The 22,462-nt window shown below is 59.3% G+C and carries 20 protein-coding genes and 4 tRNA genes; 15 read left to right on the top strand and 9 right to left on the bottom strand.

The features are described from left to right. The 5 genes from PMI21_RS20140 (at window position 1) to PMI21_RS20125 (ending at window position 3,379) form a co-directional block, all read left to right on the top strand. Window positions 1-732 (top strand): adenosylcobinamide-GDP ribazoletransferase, encoded by a 732-nt coding sequence (locus PMI21_RS20140; RefSeq protein WP_007936104.1) that lies wholly within the window; start codon window positions 1-3, stop codon window positions 730-732. Between the two features lie 254 nt (window positions 733-986). Further along, complete coding sequence (locus PMI21_RS20135) at window positions 987-1,391, top strand: MarR family winged helix-turn-helix transcriptional regulator (protein ID WP_007936105.1); 405 nt, start codon at window positions 987-989, stop codon at window positions 1,389-1,391. A gap of 52 nt (window positions 1,392-1,443) precedes the next feature. Further along, window positions 1,444-2,652, top strand: coding sequence for an MFS transporter (locus PMI21_RS20130; protein ID WP_007936106.1), 1,209 nt, complete (start codon window positions 1,444-1,446; stop codon window positions 2,650-2,652). Beyond that, window positions 2,649-2,771, top strand: a complete 123-nt coding sequence (locus PMI21_RS30005; RefSeq protein ID WP_007936107.1) for a hypothetical protein — start codon at window positions 2,649-2,651, stop codon at window positions 2,769-2,771. The genes PMI21_RS20130 and PMI21_RS30005 overlap by 4 nt, the downstream gene beginning before the upstream one ends. Window positions 2,772-2,827: 56 nt before the next feature. Beyond that, window positions 2,828-3,379 (top strand): glutathione peroxidase, encoded by a 552-nt coding sequence (locus tag PMI21_RS20125; protein WP_007936108.1) that lies wholly within the window; start codon window positions 2,828-2,830, stop codon window positions 3,377-3,379. An 89-nt stretch (window positions 3,380-3,468) separates the two neighbouring features. Here PMI21_RS20125 and PMI21_RS20120 read toward each other — a convergent pair whose 3' ends face one another. The 3 genes from PMI21_RS20120 to PMI21_RS20110 form a co-directional block, all read right to left on the bottom strand. Next, window positions 3,469-4,737: an OmpP1/FadL family transporter gene (locus tag PMI21_RS20120; RefSeq protein ID WP_007936109.1), complete on the bottom strand. Its 1,269-nt coding sequence runs from the start codon at window positions 4,735-4,737 to the stop codon at window positions 3,469-3,471. A 146-nt stretch (window positions 4,738-4,883) separates the two neighbouring features. After that, window positions 4,884-5,366: a hypothetical protein gene (locus PMI21_RS20115; RefSeq protein WP_007936111.1), complete on the bottom strand. Its 483-nt coding sequence runs from the start codon at window positions 5,364-5,366 to the stop codon at window positions 4,884-4,886. A 275-nt stretch (window positions 5,367-5,641) separates the two neighbouring features. Further along, window positions 5,642-5,866, bottom strand: coding sequence for a hypothetical protein (locus PMI21_RS20110; protein WP_007898912.1), 225 nt, complete (start codon window positions 5,864-5,866; stop codon window positions 5,642-5,644). Between the two features lie 992 nt (window positions 5,867-6,858). On the opposite strand from PMI21_RS20110, the gene PMI21_RS20105 reads away from it, so the two are divergent. Further along, window positions 6,859-7,182: a hypothetical protein gene (locus tag PMI21_RS20105; protein ID WP_081499465.1), complete on the top strand. Its 324-nt coding sequence runs from the start codon at window positions 6,859-6,861 to the stop codon at window positions 7,180-7,182. 175 nt (window positions 7,183-7,357) lie between these two features. Next, a complete protein-coding gene (gene rmuC / locus PMI21_RS20100) occupies window positions 7,358-8,722 on the top strand; it encodes a DNA recombination protein RmuC (protein ID WP_177318279.1) in 1,365 nt (454 codons plus the stop codon). Between the two features lie 37 nt (window positions 8,723-8,759). Here the strand turns inward: rmuC and PMI21_RS20095 are convergent, their stop codons facing one another. Together PMI21_RS20095 and PMI21_RS20090 are read right to left on the bottom strand one after the other, a co-directional pair. Beyond that, window positions 8,760-12,230 carry a hybrid sensor histidine kinase/response regulator gene (locus PMI21_RS20095; protein ID WP_007936116.1) on the bottom strand — a complete coding sequence of 1,157 codons (3,471 nt, stop codon included), beginning with the start codon at window positions 12,228-12,230 and terminating at the stop codon, window positions 8,760-8,762. A gap of 166 nt (window positions 12,231-12,396) precedes the next feature. Further along, the gene (locus PMI21_RS20090; protein WP_007936121.1) at window positions 12,397-12,936 is read right to left on the bottom strand and encodes a TetR/AcrR family transcriptional regulator; all 540 of its coding nucleotides are present in this window, start codon (window positions 12,934-12,936) and stop codon (window positions 12,397-12,399) included. 91 nt (window positions 12,937-13,027) lie between these two features. Here PMI21_RS20090 and PMI21_RS20085 point away from each other — a divergent pair, with 91 nt between their 5' ends. The 4 genes from PMI21_RS20085 (at window position 13,028) to PMI21_RS20070 (ending at window position 17,822) form a co-directional block, all read left to right on the top strand. Continuing rightward, window positions 13,028-14,221, top strand: a complete 1,194-nt coding sequence (locus PMI21_RS20085) for an MFS transporter (RefSeq protein ID WP_007936123.1) — start codon at window positions 13,028-13,030, stop codon at window positions 14,219-14,221. 42 nt (window positions 14,222-14,263) lie between these two features. Continuing rightward, window positions 14,264-14,575 carry a cupin gene (locus PMI21_RS20080; protein ID WP_007936125.1) on the top strand — a complete coding sequence of 104 codons (312 nt, stop codon included), beginning with the start codon at window positions 14,264-14,266 and terminating at the stop codon, window positions 14,573-14,575. Window positions 14,576-14,681: 106 nt separating this feature from the next. Then, window positions 14,682-15,833 (top strand): TDT family transporter, encoded by a 1,152-nt coding sequence (locus PMI21_RS20075; protein WP_007936128.1) that lies wholly within the window; start codon window positions 14,682-14,684, stop codon window positions 15,831-15,833. A gap of 114 nt (window positions 15,834-15,947) precedes the next feature. Next, window positions 15,948-17,822: an MFS transporter gene (locus PMI21_RS20070; RefSeq protein WP_007936129.1), complete on the top strand. Its 1,875-nt coding sequence runs from the start codon at window positions 15,948-15,950 to the stop codon at window positions 17,820-17,822. A gap of 56 nt (window positions 17,823-17,878) precedes the next feature. Here the strand turns inward: PMI21_RS20070 and sugE are convergent, their stop codons facing one another. From sugE to rdgC, 3 genes are all read right to left on the bottom strand, one after another. Next, window positions 17,879-18,193 carry a quaternary ammonium compound efflux SMR transporter SugE gene (gene sugE, locus PMI21_RS20065; protein WP_007936130.1) on the bottom strand — a complete coding sequence of 105 codons (315 nt, stop codon included), beginning with the start codon at window positions 18,191-18,193 and terminating at the stop codon, window positions 17,879-17,881. A gap of 119 nt (window positions 18,194-18,312) precedes the next feature. Further along, a complete protein-coding gene (locus PMI21_RS20060) occupies window positions 18,313-19,278 on the bottom strand; it encodes a bile acid:sodium symporter family protein (RefSeq protein WP_007936131.1) in 966 nt (321 codons plus the stop codon). Window positions 19,279-19,392: 114 nt separating this feature from the next. After that, window positions 19,393-20,313, bottom strand: a complete 921-nt coding sequence (rdgC, locus tag PMI21_RS20055; protein WP_007936132.1) for a recombination-associated protein RdgC — start codon at window positions 20,311-20,313, stop codon at window positions 19,393-19,395. A gap of 159 nt (window positions 20,314-20,472) precedes the next feature. Between rdgC and PMI21_RS20050 the strand changes: the two genes are divergently transcribed. From PMI21_RS20050 to PMI21_RS20035, 4 genes are all read left to right on the top strand, one after another. Further along, window positions 20,473-20,548, top strand: a tRNA-Val gene (locus PMI21_RS20050). 19 nt (window positions 20,549-20,567) lie between these two features. Beyond that, window positions 20,568-20,644 (top strand) — tRNA-Asp (locus tag PMI21_RS20045). A 197-nt stretch (window positions 20,645-20,841) separates the two neighbouring features. Further along, a tRNA-Val gene (locus PMI21_RS20040) sits at window positions 20,842-20,917 on the top strand. Window positions 20,918-20,936: 19 nt separating this feature from the next. Continuing rightward, window positions 20,937-21,013 (top strand) — tRNA-Asp (locus tag PMI21_RS20035). A 311-nt stretch (window positions 21,014-21,324) separates the two neighbouring features. Here PMI21_RS20035 and PMI21_RS20030 read toward each other — a convergent pair. Beyond that, window positions 21,325-22,461, bottom strand: coding sequence for a catalase family protein (locus tag PMI21_RS20030; RefSeq protein WP_007936143.1), 1,137 nt, complete (start codon window positions 22,459-22,461; stop codon window positions 21,325-21,327). Between the last annotated feature and the right edge of the window lies 1 nt (window position 22,462).

Raw genomic sequence — 22,462 nt, forward strand, 5'->3', positions numbered from 1 at the left:
ATGTTGCCGTTCTGGATCGCCCTGCAATTTCTGAGCAGCCTGCCGATTCGCCTGCCGGGCATGCCGGCGCCCGAGGAGTTGGGCCGCTCGCTGCTGTTTTATCCGCTGGTCGGCTTGCTGTTCGGCGCCATTCTGTGGGCGCTGAACGGGCTGTTGCTGGGCGCGCCATTGTTGCTTCACGCGGCGTTGCTGCTGACCGTTTGGGTGGTGCTCAGCGGCGCGTTGCACCTGGATGGCCTGGCCGACAGCGCCGATGCGTGGCTCGGTGGTTTCGGTGACCGTGAGCGCACTCTCACGATCATGAAAGACCCGTGCAGCGGACCGATCGCAGTGGTGACGCTGGTGCTGGTGTTGCTGCTCAAGTTTGCCGCGTTGCTGGCGTTGATCGAGCAGCAGCACGGCGTGGTGCTGATCATCGTTCCACTGATTGCTCGCAGCGCGCTATTGGGGTTATTCCTGACCACGTCTTATGTGCGTGCCGGTGGATTGGGGCAGGCGCTGGCCGACCATCTGCCGCGTTTGGCCGGGAAACAGGTGTTGGTGATCAGTGCCGTGGTTTGTGTGTTGATCGCGGGCCTCAGCGGTGTATGGGGGCTTGCACTGGCAGCTATAGGGTTTGTCTGGTTGCGGCATGTAATGATGCGGCGATTGGGCGGGACAACGGGCGACACTGCCGGGGCGTTGCTGGAGTTGCTGGAAGTGGCGCTGCTGGTGGGGCTGGCGCTGCTCTGAATCCCCGTAGAAGCGAGGCTTGTCAGCCAGTTAAGCAGTTTCAGGTGCAGCGCACTCTTTGTAGCAGCTGCCGAGCTCGCGAGGCTGCGTTCGGCTGCGAAGCAGTCGCGAGTCCGGCTGAGGCGGTCTACCTGATGCACCGCAAGTTCTGATTTTACGACTGCTGCGCAGCCGAACGCAGGCTTCGCCAGCTGCTACAGGTAAAATGTGTCGAAAAATTTGCTTTCATTTAACCGCGGGTATATACACGCACCATGCTTCCTTCTCAATGTTTGTGCACTAACCTGCGTCGCGCCGCTCGTGGCGTCAGCAGGCATTACGACGGCGCGCTCGACGGCTTCGGGATCAACGTTGCCCAGTATTCTTTGCTGTGCAACCTGCAGCGTCTGGATCAGCCGAGCATCTCGACACTGGCCGAGGCCATGGGCCTGGATCGCAGCACCCTGGGGCGCAATCTGCGGGTGCTGGAGGGGGACGGTCTGGTGACGCTGGTCGAGGGCGAAGACATGCGCAATCGCATCGTCCTGCTTACCGAGACAGGGCGCGAACGTCTGGCAGCAGCCTTGCCGGCCTGGGAAGCGGCGCAGCAGCGGTTGATCGACCGTCTGGGTGCCGAGAAGCGTGAAACCTTGCTGAAACTGCTGGATGAACTGGCTTGAGGCCAGTTTGTTCGATCTTAAGCGGGTATATACCCGCTACCGGAGAACAAGAATGACATCGATGTGGCGTACGTGCGGTTGGGTGCTGTTGGGCAGTGCGCTGATTCTGGCGTTGTCCCTGGGGGTGCGACACGGCTTCGGGCTGTTTCTGGCGCCGATGAGTGCCGAGTTTGGCTGGGGCCGTGAAGTGTTTGCCTTCGCCATTGCGCTGCAGAACCTGATTTGGGGCCTGGCGCAGCCGTTCACCGGCGCATTGGCCGACCGCTTTGGTGCCGCGAAGGTGGTGTTGATCGGTGGTGTTCTATACGCCTTGGGTCTGGTGTTCATGGGCTTGTCCGATTCGGCGGTGACCTTGTCCTTGAGCGCCGGGTTGTTGATCGGTATCGGCCTGTCCGGCACCTCCTTCTCGGTGATCCTCGGGGTGGTCGGTCGTGCTGTGCCGCCGGAAAAGCGCAGCATGGGCATGGGGATCGCCAGTGCCGCCGGTTCCTTTGGTCAATTCGCCATGTTGCCCGGTACGCTAGGGCTGATCGGCTGGCTTGGCTGGTCTGCGGCATTGCTGGTGCTGGGCCTGCTGGTGGCGCTGATCGTGCCGTTGGTAAGCATGCTTAAAGACAAACCGCTGCCGGTGCTCGGGCATGAGCAAACTCTTTCTGAAGCGCTACGCGAAGCCTGCTCCCATTCGGGGTTCTGGCTGTTGGCGTTCGGCTTTTTTGTCTGCGGTTTTCAAGTGGTGTTCATCGGCGTGCACCTGCCGGCCTACCTGGTGGATCAACACCTGCCGGCCTCTGTCGGCACCACGGTGCTGGCGCTGATCGGGCTGTTCAATATATTCGGTACTTATACGGCGGGCTGGCTTGGCGGGCGGATGTCCAAGCCGCGCTTGCTTACCGGCCTGTATCTGTTGCGGGCGGTGGTGATTGCGCTATTCCTTTGGGCACCGGTCACTCAGGTCACGGCTTACTTGTTCGGCATGGCGATGGGCTTTCTCTGGCTGTCGACGGTGCCTTTGACCAACGGCACCGTGGCAACCTTGTTCGGCGTCCGAAATCTGTCCATGCTGGGTGGGATTGTTTTCCTGTTCCACCAACTGGGCTCGTTCCTCGGCGGCTGGTTGGGTGGGGTGGTGTATGACCGAACCGGGAGCTACGACTTGATCTGGCAGGTGGCGATTCTCTTGAGTCTGATGGCCGCAGCCCTGAACTGGCCGGTGCGCGAGCAGCCGGTGGCGCGCCTGCAAACCCAGGTGAGTGCCGCATGAACAGTCTTTGGCCGCGGATGGCTGCCATCGCCGTCGGCGTATTGCTGCTGGCCCTGGTTTGGTGGGGCTGGCATCAGGGTGGGCTGGCATTGATGCAGCTGGGCATGGGTGCTTGCTAGCGAGCGGCGAAGGCGAGTAGTTTCGCTTTCTGACGATTGCTCAAGGATGCACCGACATGCCGATGCGTTGGCTTGCAGTTCCCGCGTTGCTGATGGTTTTTTCCGGGCTGGCTCAGGCAGCAGAATGCCCGGAGCTGTTACAAGGCTCATTGCCGAAGCTGCGCGCCAAGGAGTCCATCGATCTGTGCCAACGCTTCGCCGGCAAGCCGCTGGTGGTGGTCAATACCGCGAGCTTCTGTGGCTTCGCCCCGCAGTTCAAAGGCCTTGAGGCGCTGTATCAGCGCTACAAGGATCAAGGGCTTGAAGTGGTCGGTGTGCCGTCCAATGACTTCAAGCAAGAGGCCAAGGATGGTGCAGAGACGGCCAAGGTCTGTTACGTGAACTACGGCGTGACCTTTACCATGACCGAGCCGCAGAAAGTCCGCGGCGATGACGCCACGCATTTGTTCAAGGTTCTTGCGAAGCAAAGCAGTTCGCCGAAGTGGAACTTCTACAAATACGTGGTCGATCGCCAAGGCAACGTGATCGCCAATTTCTCCAGCCTGACCAAGCCTGACAATCCCGAGTTCATCGAGGCAGTGGAGAAAGCCCTGGCCTCGAAACCCTGATCGGCGCGCACTAAAAAGCCCCGCCTCTGTACAAGAGTGCGGGGCTTTTTCAATTCAGGCGGCGAGGGGTTCAGGTTCGCCGTGAATTATCAGAAACGGTAGGTCGCGCCCAATCCGAAACCGTTCGCCCAGTTTTCATACTTGGCGCTATAGGTCTGGCGGCCGTTGCTGTTGTTGATCTTGACCGACTCTTCGCGCAGGTACGAGTACGCTACGTCGATGGTCAGGTCGTCGGTCGGGCTCCAGCCCGCGCCAATGCTGAAAATCTTGCGATCGCCAGTTGGAATGCGCGGGGAGCGGTTTTCGTTGTTGGTCGGTGCCTGGTCGACGGACAGGCCGGTACGCAGAACCCATTGTTTGTTCAGCTGGTACGAAGCACCGATGGCGTGAGCCCAGGTGTCATGCCAGTTCTGTTCTTCGGTGATGGTACCAAAACGGCCGTTCAGGGCAGCAGGAACGCCACTGTTCTCAACGGAGATTTCTTTCAGGCGGCTCCAGCGAGTCCAGGTGCTGCCCGCGTAGAGGGTCCACTTGTCATCCAGTTGGTGAGTGAGCGAGATATCAACCGATTCAGGAGTCGTTATGTCCAGGGATGCATCGTACTTCTGGTTAGGGTTCTGACCCAGAGCCCCGAGGAGGCTGTAGTTGACCTTGGTGTCACCTTCGAGCTTGTACTTCACTTTCGAGTGGTAGGTCAGGCCAACGCGAGTGCTGTCGGTCGCTTGTACCAAGATGCCGATGTTATACCCCAGCGCGGTGTCGTCACCTTTGATCTTGACGTTACCGTCCGCTGCGCGCGGGTTTAGCGACAGGTTCGATTCCAGGGTGCCGTCAATGCGGTTGATGGTCGGACCGAAACCGATCGACACCTTGTCGTTGAAGGCGTAGCTGATGGTTGGCTGGAGAGTCACGATTTTGACTTCGCTTTTACTGCCGAAGTAACGGCCGGCGAAGCCGTTCTCGTAGTCGGTCACCAGACCGAATGGAGCATAGACGCCGAAACCGACTGCCCACTGGTCATCGAGTGGCTTTACGTAGTAGCCCATGGGCACGCCCATGAAAGGGACCATGTCACCTTTGTTGGTACCACCATTCGGGCGGGAGCTGGCATCACTGATGTCAGCGTGCGCGTCGATAAATGCAACACCACCGGTCACTTGTTCGCGCTTGAGGCGAGACATGCCGGCAGGGTTACCAAAAACAGTGGATGCGTCGTCGGCAGAAGAAGATCGCCCGGCAAAACCTGTCCCCATCCCGCTGATGCTCTGTTCGTTGAGGGCAAAGCCACTGGCGAAGATCTGGGTGGATGCCAAGGCAACGGCGAGGCTAAGGGTGGTTTTGAGCATTACTTTTTTCATTATTAGAACTCCTGGTGATCACCGGAGCGAAAATTACCAACATTTTCGTCCGGGCGCCATAGCCTGTATCGCTTGATTTAGAGCGGTTTTGTAGGACAATCCGACCAAAATCGCGACATGTTGGGCGATCTTCGGAAATGGGTGGATCAGCAGGCGACCTGATTCAACGATGAAACACAGGTTTGCCAGGCGTAGGTGAAGTCTCGCAAACGACCTTGGGGCTGGAAGGTCTGGCGCCAAATTCGGGCCATTCCCAGCAAGTCATCGGAGGCGGGGAGGGGAGTGTTCTGTTCTTCTACCAGCAGCCAGGCGATAGCTGTGGCGTAACGCAGGTTAACGGTCAATTCCAGGTGCGGCCCGCTGAGAAAAGCATGCTGGCTGGCCAGGCCGCGAACCAGGCTCGCCCGTTCCGGGTCCAGGGCCAGGTAGTGATCCCAGAGAGCCTGGTGGCGGGGTTCGGCGATTCGGTACAAGCCGTGTCCACGGCGGTCATGCAGGGCTGAACCAAGGGCTGACTGACTGGCGGCGATGCCCAGCAGCAGGGATTCGGCAGTCGCGCTATGGCGTCCGAGGTAAATCAATGTCGGACGGATCACATAACGGCACAGTTCGCTGGCAGCGATACCCATAACGCCCTCGAAACATGAAGTGGTCGGCGATACCTGAAGGAGGCCTTGGCAGCTGTGGATCGAATCAGGCTCGCCGGAAGCGGATCAAGCCGCTTGAGTTGAAGTGTAGTGTCATTATTTTGCTGTAAAGGACTGTTTTTAAAATATTTCCGGCTTCGAGTTATAACCGTTATATCGGTTGGTGCTTAGGCAATAGGGGCTAAAAGAGAAATATCGGGCAATAAAAAGCCCCGCTTTTCAGCAGGGCTCTTGAGGTTTTCAGCCTTTCTGGCGTCTCAGGCAACCAGTGCCTGGCGAGTACGCTCGATCACAGCCTGCAGCGGCTCGGCGCTGGAGTATTGATCGGGGTACAGGCGTTCGCTGTGACGAGCGATGCCGTGTTCGTTGACCAGGGTAAAGCTGAAGCAGCCTTTGCGAGCGGCCATGATCAGGCAGTTCATTGGTGCAAAAGCGTTGGTTAGGGTGCGAATGGCATCCTGAGTGTGGATTTGAGTAGACATAATCGGGTGTTCCTACAAGCGACACGGATAAGAACCGTGCAAAGTTAAAACGTTCCAGTGACGACGACCACCATTGGTCGAACGAAGAACCCGACTGGAACAAAGCAGCCAGTTTGAAGCGCTGATAAGTTGGCGCGCTTGGGCTGGCAGGTAGGTACTTAGGAGGGCAGGCAACACATCAGGGGCAAAGGTTCTGGGCCCGGGGTGAAGATCCTGATCAATTTGCAGGTTGGTTCGGTCAGAGTAAGTGAACTTCGCAACACCCTTCGCTTTCGATTCAAAGGCTGTGTTGGCGCAAGATTTACCTGGAAACCATCGAGGTGGTCGATCCCGCTTTGTCGGCGAAGGCTTCTCTCAGGGAAGGCTGACCGGGGGGATTTGTTCGACCAGAATTGACTTTCAGCTTGGTACTAACGCCGCGGATACTAACGGATTGAATAACCGAAGGGAAGCCTGTTCGCAAAAAAACACTGGAGTGCCGGCCGAGCACATCCGCAAGCGCTGTCGGAACATGTAATCGGTCGACACGTGCCCCGCGATAGCCCAAAAAACGGCCGTTGATCCGAGAGGGCGATCGAGCCAGGATCAATCTGTGGCGCGGGTTGTCCGGGTTTATCCCCAGGCATTACCGAAAAACGCGCCGAAAAAGCGCACCGATATAACTGCCTCGCAGGTACTTGTGCACATAAGTTGCGCAGGCTGTCACCCCACTGTCATCCTTGCTTCACCGGGGGTGGGTGCCTGTAACGAAAATTTAAGTCAATGAAAAACATCGCTTTTTTTTACTGGTGAAAAAATCGTCAGTTTGACTGCGAGCCCCATTCCACACGGCTTTGCGCGAGTTCAAGGGCGGTTGTCCACTGAGTTATCCACAGCTTCTGTGGATTGTCCCTAGCGCTTGCTCTAGGACGGGCGTACAGGCTTTTTTCGACTTTACCTGTACGAAAAAAAGAGTAGAGTGGCGCGCCTTCCGATCTGCCCCACAGTGCTTTATGAAGTTTCGCTCAGTACCTGTCTCTGCTGCCTCAACACCCTCCAGCATTAACCCACCCAAGCGCTTTTCGATGCGTGTGGCCGAGTGGCTTCTGGACACCCCGCGCCTGGGCGAAAACCTCAACGTCAAACACTTCGCCGGACGTTTACTCAAGCAACCTGCCCGTGAAGGCGTGGTGGCCGCGCAAAGCCGCCTCGGCCAATTGATGTGCCGCGAGTGCGGGAACGCCCGGGATCGCCGCATTGGCCAGGAATTGTTGCGCCAGGCCGCGCGCGCAGGGGACCGACGCGCCCGGCAGGAACTCGGCCTGATCGAAGACTGAGCTGTCCAAGACCTGACGCCTTGGTTAACCTTCACGCTTTATCTGATCGGCAGGAGTGGCTATGGCGATGGACTTGACCAGCGCATTGCTGGGGCTGGCGGGCGCTGCACTGCCGTTACTGGTACTGGCCTGGCAACTTCAGCGTCGGGCGAGTATGGGGCAGGCCGAACTGGCATTGCTGGAAGAGCGCCTGGCCATGGCCCAGCTGACGCAGGATGGCTTGAACGCCCAGCTCGACACCTGCCGTGATGAAGTCGCTGACCTGAGCCAGGCCAACGCCGCCAAACAGGCCGATCTGGCCGCCCTGCGCCGTGAAGTCGAGTTACTGCAGATCGAACGCGACGATGCCCGCGACGCGGCCCACGCCTGGAACATCGAACGTGCCGGCAAAGAAGCTGAGTTGCGTCGCCTGGACGCCCAAGCCGCGTCACTCAACGCCGAGTTGCGTGAGCAGCAGGAAAGTCATCAGCAGCGCCTCAACGATCTGCAAGGCTCGCGAGATGAGCTGCGAGCGCAATTCGCCGAGCTGGCGGGCAAGATCTTCGACGAGCGCGAGCAGCGTTTTGCCGAAACCAGTCAGCAGCGTCTGGGGCAACTGCTCGATCCGTTGAAGGAGCGCATCCAGTCATTCGAAAAACGCGTCGAGGAAAGTTATCAGGCCGAAGCCCGCGAGCGCTTTTCCCTGGCCAAGGAACTGGAGCGTCTGCAACAACTGAACCTGCGCCTGAGCGATGAAGCCACCAACCTCACTCGCGCCTTGAAAGGGCAGAAAACCCAAGGCAATTGGGGCGAACTGATTCTTGAACGGGTGCTTGAACACGCGGGCCTGGAGAAGGGGCGCGAGTACCAGACCCAGGTCAATCTCAAGGGGCCGGACGGTGAGCGATTCCAGCCGGATGTGATTATTTACCTGCCTGGCGACAAGCAGGTCGTGGTCGATTCCAAAGTCAGCCTCACGGCTTATCAGCAATATGTGGCCGCCGAAGACGACGGCATCAGCCAGATCGCGATCAAGCAGCACGTGCTGTCCCTGCGCAATCATGTCAAAGGCCTGGCCGGCAAGGACTACAAGCGGCTCGACGGCTTGCACAGCCTGGATTTCGTCCTGCTTTTCGTCCCGATCGAAGCGGCGTTTTCCGCGGCGTTGCAGGCTGAGCCGACGCTGTTCCAGGAGGCCTTCGACCGCAATATCGTGATCGTCAGCCCGACCACGTTGCTGGCCACTTTGCGGGTCATCGACAGCCTGTGGAAGCAAGAGCGCCAGAGCCAGAACGCCCGGGAAATCGCCGAGCGCGCCGGTTGGCTGTACGACAAGTTCGTGTTGTTCATTCAGGATCTGGATGAGGTCGGCAATCGCTTGCAGCAACTGGACAAGGCCTACAGCTCTGCCCGCAATAAGCTGACAGAAGGTCGTGGCAATCTGGTCAGTCGCAGCGAACAGCTCAAGTTGCTTGGCGCGCGGGCCAGCAAGAGCTTGCCGGCGGATCTGCTGGAGCGGGCGATGACGGATGTCGATGGCTTGGCCGAGTTGCCGGAATAAAGAGCAAAAGATCGCAGCAAAGGCCTCAATCATCACGCTACAACGGCAAATGCCGACTCAACAACGCCCGCAACGCCGCCGGTTTCACCGGCTTGGCCAGGTAATCCAGGCCCGCCGCATGCACCTGGGCCACGGTCTCCGGCCGTCCATCGGCGCTGATCACCACCCCCGGCACCGGCTCGCCCAGCTGCGTGCGCAACCACGCCATCAAGTCGGTTCCGGTCTCGCCATCGTCCAGGTGGTAATCCACCAGCGCCAACTGCGGACGCATCCCGTCGTTAAGCAGCGTCGCGCATTCATCACGGTTGCGCGCGGTCCAGACCTGGCAACCCCAGCGCGTGAGCAGGCTGTTCATGCCGATCAGGATGCTGTCTTCGTTATCGATGCACAGCACCTGCGCGCCGCCGAGCAAATGGCCATTGAGTTCGGCGACCTTGGCCGGCACCGTGGTTTGTGCCCGAGCCAATGGCACGCTGACACTGAACACACTGCCGCGACCCGGCCAGGAGCGCACGCGCAAGGTATGACCGAGCACGCGGCACAGTCCATCGGCAATCGCCAGTCCCAGGCCCAGGCCTTTCTCGGCCCGGGTCTGGTGGCTGTCGAGGCGTTTGAACTCTTCGAAAATCACCTTTTGTTTGTCTTCCGGAATGCCCGGTCCACGGTCCCAGACCTCCAGGCACAGCTCGCCGTTGCGTCGCCGAACGCCGAGCAACACGGGCCCTTTGGCGTAGCGGAAGGCATTGGTCAGGAAGTTCTGCAAGATCCGTCGCAGCAGTTTGATGTCGCTGTCGACCCGTAGCGCGCTGCCCCGAACGCGGAATTTCAGCCCCTGTTCCTGAGCCAGTGCCTTGAACTCGGCGCCGAGGGTATGGAACAACTCATTGAGTTCGAAAGGCTTGCGATCAGGGTTGATCTTGCCGTTTTCCAGACGGGAAATGTCCAGCAGATCACTGATCAGGTCTTCGGCCGAACGCAGTGAACTGTCCAGGTGATGAACCAGCTTCTGCGCTTCGCTGGACAAACCCTCTTCCTGATGGGAGAGGGCGGCAGAGAACAGCCGCGCGGCGTTCAGCGGTTGCATCAAGTCATGGCTGACGGCGGCCAGGAAACGGGTTTTCGACTGGTTGGCCGATTCGGCGGTGCCCTTGGCTTCGGTCAGGGCAAGGTTGAGTTGCGACAGTTCATGGGTGCGTTCGGTGACCCGTTGTTCGAGGCCTTCATTGGCTTCGGTCAGCGCTTGTTCGGCTTCGCGGAACGCGGTGATGTCGGTGAAGCTCATGACGAAACCGCCGCCGGGCATCGGGTTGCCGATCAGCTCGATCACTTGGCCGTTTGGAAACAGTCGTTCGGAGGTATGGGCGCGGCCCTGACGCATCCAGTGCAAGCGGCGGGCGACATGCACTTCCGCTTCGCCGGGGCCACACAGGCCGCGCTCGGCGTTGTAGCGAATAATGTCGGCAATCGGCCGGCCGACGCTGATCAAACCGTCGGGGTAGTTGAACAGCTCCAGGTAACGCCGGTTCCAGGCCACCAGTTTCAGCGACTGGTCGATCACGCTGATGCCCTGGGTGATGTTCTCGATGGCGCCTTGCAGCAGGGCGCGGTTGAACTGCAGCACTTCCGAGGTTTCGTCGGCGATCCGTACGACGTCCTCCAGTTGCATTTCCCGACCTTCGATGGCGGCCTTTACCACCGCCCGGGTCGAAGAAGCGCCGAGTACACCGGCCAGCAAGCGTTCGGTATGGGCGATCCATTCACCGTCGGCATTCTGGTTCGGGTTGAAGCCTTTGCCCTGGCGATAGGCGAAACGGATGAAGCTCTGACGGGCCCGTTCTTCGCCGACAAACCGGGCAGCCAGTTGCAGCAAGTCGTCGATCTGTACCGCCAGCATCGAGCGAGCGTTGGGGCGGGCGCTGATTTCCTGGCCGATGAAGCGACCGGCCTGCCAGTGCTCCGAAACCCGCGTGCGTGACAGCACCGAGACCCAGGCGAACAGGGTGAAGTTACCCGCCAGGGACAACACCACTCCTTGAGTCAGCGGCGTGATCGGCAGGTTCAGCGGGTTGCTTTGCAGCCAGGCCAGGCCCGGAAAACTGCTCAGGGGCAAGCCGAGGCTGTTGGCGGCAACCGGCAACACCAGGGTGTAGAACCAGAGGAATGTCCCGGTGGCCAGCCCGGCGAACACGCCACGACGGTTAGCCTGTTTCCAGTACAGCGCGCCGAGCATGGCTGGAGCCAGTTGGGTCACGGCGGCGAAGGCGATCTGGCCGATGGTCGCCAGGCTCGCGGTCGAGCCCAGCAGGCGATAGCTGACGTAGGCCAGCAGTAGAATGACCACGATGCTCACCCGGCGCACCGAAAGCATCCACTGGCGGAACACTTCGAATGGCCGTTCGGCATTGTTGCGCCGCAGCAACCACGGTAGCAGCATGTCGTTGGAGAGCATGGTCGACAGCGCCACGCTGGCGACGATCACCATGCCGGTCGCCGCCGAAGCGCCGCCGATAAATGCCAGCATCGCCAGGGCCGGGTGAGATTGGGCCAAAGGCAGACTGATGACGAATGAGTCCGGCAGCACTGAGCTGGGCAGCATCATCTGACCGGCCAGCGCGATCGGCACGACAAATAATGCCGCCAGCGCCAGATAGGCCGGGAACACCCATTTGGCCAGGCGCAGGTCCTGGGGGTCGATGTTTTCCACCACGGTCACATGAAATTGCCGGGGCAGGCAGATGATCGCCATCATCGCCACACCGGTCTGCACCACCATGGACGGCCAGTTGATGGTTTCCTTCCAGTACGCTTCCAGGCGCGGGGCGAGCATGGCCTGGTCGAACAGGTCGTCGAAACCGTCGTACAGGCCGTAGGTCACGAACGCGCCGACCGCGAGAAAAGCGAACAGCTTGACCAGCGATTCAAAGGCAATCGCCAGCACCATGCCGCGGTGGTGTTCTGTGGCGTCGAGGTTGCGGGTACCGAAAACGATGGTGAACAGCGCCAGCACCAGGGATACGATCAATGCCGTGTCCTGCGCGCGCGTGCCCATGGCGTCGGCGCCGGCGCCGATCAACAGGTTCACGCCCAGCACGATGCCCTTGAGCTGCAAGGCGATGTAGGGCAGCACGCCGACCAGGCAAATCAGCGCGACGACTACCGCCAAGGACTGGGATTTGCCATAGCGGGCGGCGATGAAGTCGGCGATGGAGGTGATGTTCTCCTGTTTGCTGATCATCACCATTTTTTGCAGGACCCACGGCGCGCACACCAGCAGCAGGATCGGCCCGAGGTAGATCGGCAGGAATGACCAGAGTTGTTCGGCCGCCTGGCCCACGGCGCCAAAGAACGTCCAGCTGGTGCAATAAACCGCCAGCGACAGGCTGTACACCCAGGCACGCACCCGTGGCGGCAACGGCGTGCTGCGACGGTCGCCGTAAAAGGCGATGGCGAACAGGATGGCCATATAGGCCAGGGCGACAGTGGCGATCAGCCCGGTGGACAGCGACATGGGAACTCCAGACAAAAGACATCCGGGACTGCGCCCGATCCAGACAGTCTCGCATGACCGCCTGAGTTAGTCAGTGTCGACCAAGGTCGTGGCGTGGCGGGGTGTCGCAGGTTGTGTATCAGTCAGATCCCGGTCGTCATTGCGGGCCCCATCGCGATGGGCGGCGTTACTGACTCAACGCAATATCGATCAACCGATGCAACTCTTCAACCTCCAGCGCCTGCGCCGCAAACAGGATGCGAAACACCGTCGGCGCCACCACCATATTGATCAGCCGGTCGACACTTGGCCGTGGTTGATCGGGATAGCGATCCAGAATCGTCTGCAACTGCCCGCCAATGATCTTCACGCAATAGCCCGGCGTGGCACTGGATTGCACGTCGCGCATCATGTTGCGCCCGGGTTCGGAACTCATTTCGTCCAGATACTGCTCCGCCCAGGCTCGCACGTCCCCGCGCAGGCTGCCGGTATTGGCCGGCTCACTGTCGGGGCGCATGCGGGCGAGAGCGACATCGGCCAGCAGTGCTGACAGATCACCCCAGCGTCGGTAAATGGTCGACGGCGTCACCCCGGCCCGGGCAGCAATCTGCGGCACGGTCACGCAGGCGCGGTCCTGCTCTTGGAGGAGCGCGCGGACGGCCGAATGAATCGACTCTTGAACCCGGGCACTTCTGCCACCGGGGCGTAAACCTTCTTTAATAGCCATGCAGCGGACCTTAACACAAAGAATTTGCTTTAAGCGCTGGCCGGTAGCAGACTCCGCAAAAGCAAAAAGTTAGCTTTTGCGGAGTGTGCTCATGTCTCTTCCAGCGACAAATCGTTCCAGCTTGTGGTTTCTGGCGATCACCTTACTCAGTTTTCTCGCCGCTTCCACCGCGCCGACCCCGTTGTATCACCTCTATCAGGAGCACCTGCAGTTCTCAGCCGCGACCCTGACTCTGATTTTCGGTGTCTATGCCCTCAGCTTGCTGGCGGCGCTGCTCACGGTCGGTTCGCTGTCGGATTATCTGGGGCGCAAACCGGTGATTTTTATCGCCGTGTTGCTGAATATGCTGGCGATGTTGCTGTTCATCAACGCCGACAGCGTCGCCTGGTTGATCGGTGCGCGAGTACTTCAGGGGTTTGCGACGGGAATGGCCACCGCCGTCTTGAGTGCGGCGTTGCTGGACACTGATCGCCAGCAAGGACCGATGGTCAACAGTGTTGCGCCGTTGCTGGGCATGGCGCTGGGGGCCATGGGTTGCGGATTATTGGCCGAGTTTGCGCCCCTGCCGCTGCAATTGACCTATTGGGTGTTGTTCGCGCTGTTTGTGATGCAAGCGCTGTACGTCTGGCGCCTGCCGGAAAGCGTCAGTCGACAACCGGGTGCCTGGGCCTCGCTGCGCCCGACCCTGCATGTGCCGATTCAGGCGCGGCGAATGTTGTGGCGCGTGCTGCCGATCAACCTCGCTGTGTGGGCGCTCGGCGGTTTTTTCGCCTCCCTGGCGCCGTCCCTGGTGCGGACAGCCACCGGGTCCACGTCGAACCTGATTGGCGGTGCGACGGTGGCCGTGTTGACAGTGACCGGTGCCTCGATGATCTACACCTTGCGCAATCGGCCGGCCGACAAGGTCTTGCTGCTGGGAGCTAGTTTGCTGCCCGCAGGCGTTGCGCTGATTCTGTTGGCGGTCCACAGCGCCAGCCTGCCATTGTTTTTCTTCGGCACGCTGGTGGCGGGCAGTGGATTCGGCACGGGTTTCCTTGGCGCCTTGCGCAGCATCGTGCCGCTGGCTTTGCCTCATGAGCGGGCCGGATTGATGTCGGCATTTTATGTGCTCAGTTATCTGGCGTTCTGCTTGCCGTCGTTGCTGGCCGGTAATCTGACCCGCACCTTTGGGCTGGTGGCGACCACCGACGGTTACGGTGCGGTACTGATCATCCTGTCGCTCGGTGCGCTGATCGGGTTGCTTCGTGAGCGGTCCGTCAAAGCCTGTGGCGTCGATGTTCGATGACCGTTAGCCTAGGCACCGCCATTCATTTCGACGGACCGACCCATGAAGATCATCCGCAGCAAATCCTTCACCGGTGACCGCGCCTGGGCGGCGCTGGATATCGCCAACATGAACGGCATCACCACCCGTTTGCACTGGACCGATCAGCCGTATAAATGGCACGTCAACGATGGTCAGGAAGTATTCGTGGTGCTGGATGGGCAGGTGCAGATGCGTTATCGCGAAGCAGGCCTCGAAAAGGAAACCCTGCTGGAGGTCGGCGATATTTTTTATGCCTCGGTGGGCACCGAGCATGTGGCTCATCCGCAGGGCGTGGCGAGGATATTGGTGATCGAGACTGAAGGCAGCGTCTGATGCTATATCTGCAAAACAGATAACAGTTAGAGAAATTACCCGTTATATAGATATTCTATTCGGATCTATCATGAGTTCCTACCTCATCAGAGGACAGGAGTTCACCATGACCTGCACCCGTAGTGTTAAACCCGGTATCAAACCGCTCAGTCATTTACAGCACCCAAGAGAAGCCATCCGCCAATTCACCCCGAACTGGTTCGCCGCGACCATGGGCACCGGGGTACTGGCACTCGCGCTCGTGCAACTGCCCCTCGCAATACCCGGCCTGCATGCGTTTGCCGAAGGTTTGTGGCTGTTCAATATTGTTCTGTTTGTGTTGTTCACGGCTATGTATGCCGCGCGTTGGGTCATGTTCTTCGACGAGGCGCGGCGGATTTTCGGCCACTCCACGGTTTCGATGTTTTTCGGCACCATTCCCATGGGCCTGGCGACCATCATCAATGGCTTTCTGCTGTTCGGCCTGCCGCGCTGGGGCGACGGTGTGATTCATGTCGCCGAAGTGCTGTGGTGGCTGGACGTGGCGCTGTCGCTGGCCTGCGGCGTGCTGATTCCCTACCTGATGTTCACCCGTCAGGAGCACAGCATCGACCAGATGACCGCCGTCTGGCTGTTGCCGGTGGTAGCGGCGGAAGTGGCGGCTGCCAGTGGTGGTTTGCTGGCGCCGCACCTGGCCGATGCTCATTCCCAGTTGGTCGTGCTAATCACCAGCTACGTGCTCTGGGCTTTTTCCCTGCCGGTGGCGTTCAGCATTCTGACCATTTTGTTGCTGCGCATGGCGTTGCATAAATTGCCCCACGAAAACATGGCCGCCTCGAGCTGGCTGGCCTTGGGTCCCATCGGTACTGGTGCATTGGGCATGTTGCTGTTGGGCGCCGACGCTCCGGCGATCTTTGCCGCCAACGGTCTGCCGGGGATTGGTGAAATAGCTGATGGGCTTGGGTTAGTCGCCGGTATCACGCTGTGGGGCTTCGGGTTCTGGTGGATGCTGATGGCGCTGCTGATCACCATGCGTTACTTGCGCGCTGGCATCCCGTTCAACCTTGGCTGGTGGGGTTTCACTTTCCCGCTGGGTGTCTATTCCCTGACTACGCTGAAACTGGCCAGCACCTTGAACCTGACGTTTTTCGGTGTCTTTGGTTGCGTGTTGGTGGCCATGCTGGCGGTGATGTGGCTGATTGTCGGCAAACGCACGGTGCAGGGCGCGTGGAGGGGGGAATTGTTTGTCTCGCCGTGCATCGCAGGATTAAAGAAATAACCGGCAAAGATTAGGTAATGTGTGTGGCCTGGATCGACGTTCGGCATTCCAATAACAGTATCCACGCCGCTCTCTACCCAAAATCAGCTACCCAATATCAGGGACACATGGAAGATGAGTCACCCCTCGCAGTTCACCTTGCTTCGCACTCGGCGCTTCCTGCCTTTTTTTGTCACACAGTCCCTTGGGGCCTTTAACGACAACATCTTCAAGCAGTCGCTGATCCTCGCCATTTTGTACAAGCTGACGATTGAGGGTGATCGCTCGATCTGGGTCAACCTGTGTGCGTTGCTGTTTATCCTGCCGTTCTTCCTGTTCTCGGCGCTGGCCGGGCAGTTCGGGGAAAAATTCGCCAAGGACGCGCTGATCCGTCTGATCAAGCTCGGGGAAATCGTCATCATGACGGTGGGCGCGGTCGGTTTCATGTTCGATCACCTGTCGCTGATGCTGGTGGCGCTGTTTGCCATGGGCACCCACTCGGCGCTGTTTGGGCCGGTGAAATACTCGATCCTGCCGCAAGCCTTGCGCGAAGAAGAATTGGTGGGCGGCAACGGCCTGGTGGAAATGGGCACCTTCCTGGCAATTCTCGCCGGGACGATTGGCGCCGGGATCATGATGTCCGCCAGCAACTACGCGCCGGTGGTGTCCATGGCAATCATCGGCATCGCGGTGCTCGGTTACCTGGCCAGCCGCAACATTCCCCGGGCCGCGGCGGCATCGCCGGACATGCGCCTGAACTGGAACATCTTCAGCCAGTCCTGGGCCACCTTGAGGCTGGGCCTGGGGCAAACCCCTGCGGTCTCGCGTTCGATCGTCGGCAACTCATGGTTCTGGTTTGTCGGGGCGATTTATCTGACGCAAATCCCGGCGTACGCCAAGGAGTGGATGCACGGCGACGAGACCGTGGTGACGCTGATTCTTACAGTGTTCTCGGTCGGGATCGCACTGGGTTCGATGCTCTGCGAGAAGCTCTCTGGGCGCAAAGTCGAGATCGGTCTGGTGCCGTTCGGCTCATTCGGCCTGACCGTATTTGGCCTTCTGCTGTGGTGGCATTCCGGTGGAATTCCGGACAGCATTGCCGGCCATGGCTGGATCGAAATCCTTGGCTTCGGTCACACCTGGCTGGTGTTGATCGACATCCTCGGGCTTGGCGTCTTCGGCGGTTTCTATATCGTGCCGCTGTATGCGCTGATCCAGTCCCGCACCGTCGAGAACGAACGGGCCCGAGTGATCGCCGCCAACAACATTCTCAATGCTCTGTTCATGGTGGTGTCGGCGATTGTGTCGATCGTCTTGCTGAGTATCGCCAAGCTGTCGATTCCGCAGCTGTTCCTGGCGGTGTCTGTGCTGAACATCGGCGTTAACGCGTACATCTTCAAAATCGTCCCGGAATTCAGCATGCGTTTCATGATCTGGCTGCTCGGCCATTCCATGTACCGCGTCGAGCATCGCAACCTGGAGCTGATTCCCGATGAGGGCGCCGCGCTGCTGGTTTGCAACCATGTGTCGTTCGTCGATGCGTTGCTGATTGGCGGCGCAGTGCGTCGGCCGATTCGCTTTGTGATGTATTACAAAATCTACAACCTGCCAGTGCTGAACTTCATCTTCCGCACGGCCGGGACGATTCCGATCGCCGGGCGCCAGGAAGACATTCAAATCTACGAAAAAGCCTTCACCCGCATCGCCCAGTATCTGAAGGATGGCGAGTTGGTGTGCATTTTCCCTGAAGGCAAGTTGACCGCCGATGGCGAGATCAACGAGTTCAAGGGCGGGCTGACGCGGATTCTCGAAGAAACGCCGGTGCCGGTGATTCCGCTGGCGTTGCAGGGGTTGTGGGGGAGTTTCTTCAGCCGCGATCCGAACAAGGGGATGTTCCGTCGGTTGTGGTCGCGGGTGACCCTGGTGGCGGGGCCGGCGGTGGCTGTTGAAGTGGCTGAGCCAGCGAAATTGCAGGCGCTGGTGGGGGATTTGCGTGGGGCCGTTAGATAGTTGGTGAGTAGGCGGGCGGGCCTCATCGCGGGCTTGCCCGCGATGGTGTCAGTGGCCTAAGCGCTGATCTTGAGCCCAACCAACCCGGTAATGATCAACGCCACACTGGCCAGCCGAAACAGTGCCATGGACTCACCAAACAGAATGATCCCGGCGATCACCGTGCCCACCGCACCCACGCCGGTCCAGATCGCATAGGCCGTGCCCAGCGGCAATTCCTTCATGGCAAGACCCAGCAGGCCAAGGCTGATGGCCATGGCGGCAACGGTCAATGCGGTAGGGAGAGGGCGGCTGAAGCCGTCGGTGTATTTCAGGCCCACGGCCCAGCCGACTTCGAACAGGCCGGCAAAAAACAGAATGATCCAGGACATTGAAGACCTCCATCGATGGATGGGGTCGTCCCCGGATTAAGCACTCGATCGAGCCGCAAGGTCGTCCTCGCGTTGCGCAATAGAGTGCCCATCATTAACCCGAGGATCAAGTTTTCGGATCAGTCAGCCACCTGCTGAGCAGCGATTTTCCGATCCTCTTTCTCGCTCATGCGACGGAAATACGTCGAGAGCAGCGCCCCGGAAATGTTGTGCCAGACGCTGAACAACGCGCTCGGCACCGCCGCCAGTGGCGAGAAGTGCGCACTGGCCAGCGCCGCACCCAGGCCGGAGTTCTGCATGCCGACTTCCAGTGCCAGGGATTTACGCTGGGCCAGCGGCAGGTTGAACAGGCGCCCGGTGAAGTAACCCAGCAAGTAGCCGAAGCTGTTGTGCAGCATCACCACGGCCATGATCAGCAGACCGGATTCGGCAATCTTCGCCTGGCTGGCAGCCACCACGGCCGTGACGATGATCACGATGCTCACCACCGACACCAGCGGCAACACCTCTACCGCGTGACGAACCCGATCACCGAGCACGCGTTGGGCAACCACGCCAAGTACGATCGGCAACATTACGACTTGCAGGATCGACCAGAACAGCTCCATGAACGACACCGGCAACCAGGCCGAGGCCAGTAGCCAGATCAGCGCCGGTGTCAGCAATGGCGCGAGGAGGGTGGTGACGGCGGCAATGGCCACCGACAACGCCAGATCGCCGCGAGCCAGCCAGGTCATCACGTTCGACGAGGTGCCGCTCGGGCAGCAGCCGACCAGAATCACACCGACAGCAATCTCTGGCGGCAGGTGGAATACCTGGCAGAGCAACCACGCCATGCCGGGCATGATCACGAAATGGGCGACCACGCCCAGGGCTACGCGCCACGGATGGCGAGCGACTTCGGCGAAGTCTTCGAGCTTGAGGGTCAGGCCCATGCCGAACATCACCAGCCCCAGCAGCGGCACAATGGCGCCTTTCAAGCCGATGAACCAGGCCGGCTGCAGAAACGCCACGATGGCGAAAATCAGTACCCAGTAAGCGAAGGTGTTGCCGACAAAACGACTCAATGCAGCGAGTGCGCGCATGGTCTGATCCTTGTTATATAAGTGGGATTCCCAGGTTGGAAATCCAATCAATGTGGGAGCAGGCAAGCCAGCCCCCACATTTGATCCGGTTCCTTCAAGGGGAACCGGTTGTTTTTAGATCCCTTGCGGGGTCTCTTCACCACCCAACGCTTCAACCAGTGCCGGCAGGAAGTCGCCGAAGGTCAGCATCATCAGGGTGAAGCTGGCGTCCAGTTGGCCCAGGGCTTCGTCGCCACCGTCCTGTTCCGCCTGATCTTGCAGCAGGTCTTCGAACTTCAGGCGCTTGACCACCATTTTGTCGTCGAGCACGAACGACAGTTTGTCCTGCCAGGCCAGCGACAGTTGAGTGACCACTTTGCCGGTGCTCAGGTGCAGCTGGATTTCTTCGCTGGTCAGGTCCTGACGCTTGCAGCGCACGATGCCGCCGTCTTCATGGGTGTCGCGCAGTTCGCACTCGTCCAGCACAAAGAAATCGTCTGCGGCTTTCTGAGTGGTAACCCACTCGGTCATAGTCGCGGTCGGCGACATCTTCACTGTCAGCGGACGCACCGGCAGCGAGCCGATCACTTCGCGCAGGGTGGACAGCAAGTCCTCGGCACGTTTCGGGCTGGCCGAGTTAACCAGGATCAGGCCCTGTTTCGGCGCGATGGCGGCGAAGGTCGACGAGCGACGGATAAAGGCGCGGGGCAGGAAGGCCTGGATGATTTCATCCTTGATCTGATCGCGTTCCTTTTTATAGACCTTGCGCATTTGTTCGGCTTCGATCTCTTCGACCTTTTCCTTCACTGCGTCACGCACGACGCTGCCCGGCAGAATGCGTTCTTCTTTACGGGCGGCGATCAGCAGGAAGTCTCCGCTGACGTGTACCAGCGGTGCGTCTTCGCCCTTGCCGAATGGCGCGACGAAACCGTAGGTGGTCAACTCCTGGCTTGCACATGGACGCGCCAGTTTGGTGGCCAGTGCAGTTTCCAACGCCTCGGCATCAAAAGGCAGATCTTGGGTTAGGCGATAGATAAGCAGGTTTTTGAACCACATGGGGTGAGTCTCTCCTTTATACAAAGGGGGGCATTATTGTCTTCGCCGGGTCATAGGCCAACCCTTCTCTAAGCCTTTGGAAGGCCTGAGAAAATTATTTAAAAAAGTGCTTGCCAGAGGTTGGGTCGCTCCGTAGAATGCGCGCCACACCGAAGCGAAGGGTGATTAGCTCAGCTGGGAGAGCGTCTGCCTTACAAGCAGAATGTCGGCGGTTCGATCCCGTCATCACCCACCATTCGTTTCAAGTGTTTAGCGCAGCGGTAGTTCAGTCGGTTAGAATACCGGCCTGTCACGCCGGGGGTCGCGGGTTCGAGTCCCGTCCGCTGCGCCATATTCGGTAACCTGGACCACTGAACGCCAGGTCACCACGGAAAAACCCGCTGAGGCGGGTTTTTTTCTGTCTCAAGTTTGTACCTTGTTCCATCGGGTTGTGTCGTTTCACCGGTTTTCGGATTTTTTGAAAAAAACTTCAATTAAATCAACACTTTACGAAAACTTGTGGCATAATGCGTCCCGTAACGAAGCGAAGGGTGATTAGCTCAGCTGGGAGAGCGTCTGCCTTACAAGCAGAATGTCGGCGGTTCGATCCCGTCATCACCCACCATTCGTTTCAAGCGTTTCGCGCAGCGGTAGTTCAGTCGGTTAGAATACCGGCCTGTCACGCCGGGGGTCGCGGGTTCGAGTCCCGTCCGCTGCGCCATATTCGGTATCTGGAACACTGAACGCCAGATCACCACAGAAAGCCCGCTTAATGCGGGCTTTTTGCTGTCTGGGATTTGGCTTTGTGCCGGATTCACTGAAAAAGCGACCTGTTCGGGTAAGGCCAGCAATTTCCGCTATGCCACATTCCTTGTAGCAGCTGCCGAAGGCTGCGTTCGGCTGCGTAGCAGTCGTAAAACCAGAGATTGTGGTGTGTCAGGCAGACTGCGTCAGTCGATTTCACGACTGCTTCGCAGCCGAACGCAGCCTTCGGCAGCTGCTACAGATCTCATTCCGGCTTAAGTGTCTTGTTCATTGTTCGGCGTTGCGGCTGTGCCGGTAGTCACTCACGGCTTCGTACACCGCTTTGCGTAACCGGTTGATGCCGCCAATCGGCCGATGGGCTTCAAGGCCGAACCATGGGTTGAACGACAGGTTGTCGCATTGCAGATTCAGCGCCGGGGTGTCGAAATCCTGGGCGGGCAGCTTGATCCTGGCCACGGTTTCGAAGGGTGCGTCGCGTTCACGCCACTCGATGCTGGTGTCTTCGATCGGCATGTACTGGCCCGGATCCTGACGCTGAACCTGTAGAACGAAACAGGCCGGCACCCGGTCAGTCGACAACTGCTGGTTCAACGCGCTGCGCAAAAAATTTGGCAGGTTTTGATTTTGCGTGGGCAACGTGTAGGCCGGGCAACTATCAGGATCCGGCAACACCCGGAATTTGACGTTGGCCTCACCAAACTTGTACGGCGAAACCGAAAAGTAGGTGGTCTGGGTCGGGCTTGCCGGGGCGGGGGAGAGTGTCGCCAGTGCAATAAACAGGTGGCGAACCTGCCAGGTGCGCGGGTCCCAAGCCGGGAAGAACGCCATCACCTTTTTTCCGTCAGCCTGAGCGGCCACGTTCTGACGATACTCGGCGACGTCGCTGACAAAGAAGTTCGGATGGTTGAACATCACGAAATCCTGTTCGTTACGCCCTTGTCGATCACTCAGCAGCTGTTTACCCGGCACATCGAACAACTTGATCGCCATGCCCCGGGCATCGCGGATGCTGTCGAACTGCGGATAGGCATTGCCATTGGACAGCCGCATCGTCGCTTGCCAGGTTTTGCCGGGTTCGCTGAACACGCCTTGGCGCAGCGCTGTCGCCAGATCCGGCAACACCTGAACCTCGGCTTTCACGCAGCCATGGGCCTTGGCATGGGCGTCGCGTAGATAGCGGGTACTTTCTCGGTGTTGATCGACGATCCGTACCGCCGTCTGGATGATGTCCCGGGTCATCGCCGCTTCGCCGTCCGGAATCAGCTCTTCAGCCGACACCGGGCCGCGATGCTGCCAGGCGGACCACGCCATGGTCAGTGCCCAGCCGAGTACCCCCAGACCCAACAACCACAGCAGGGTTTTACCAAGGAAGGCACCCAGACGCAGCCAGAGCGTGATCAGCATG

Source organism: Pseudomonas sp. GM18, from assembly GCF_000282195.1.
Taxonomy (GTDB): Bacteria; Pseudomonadota; Gammaproteobacteria; order Pseudomonadales; family Pseudomonadaceae; genus Aquipseudomonas.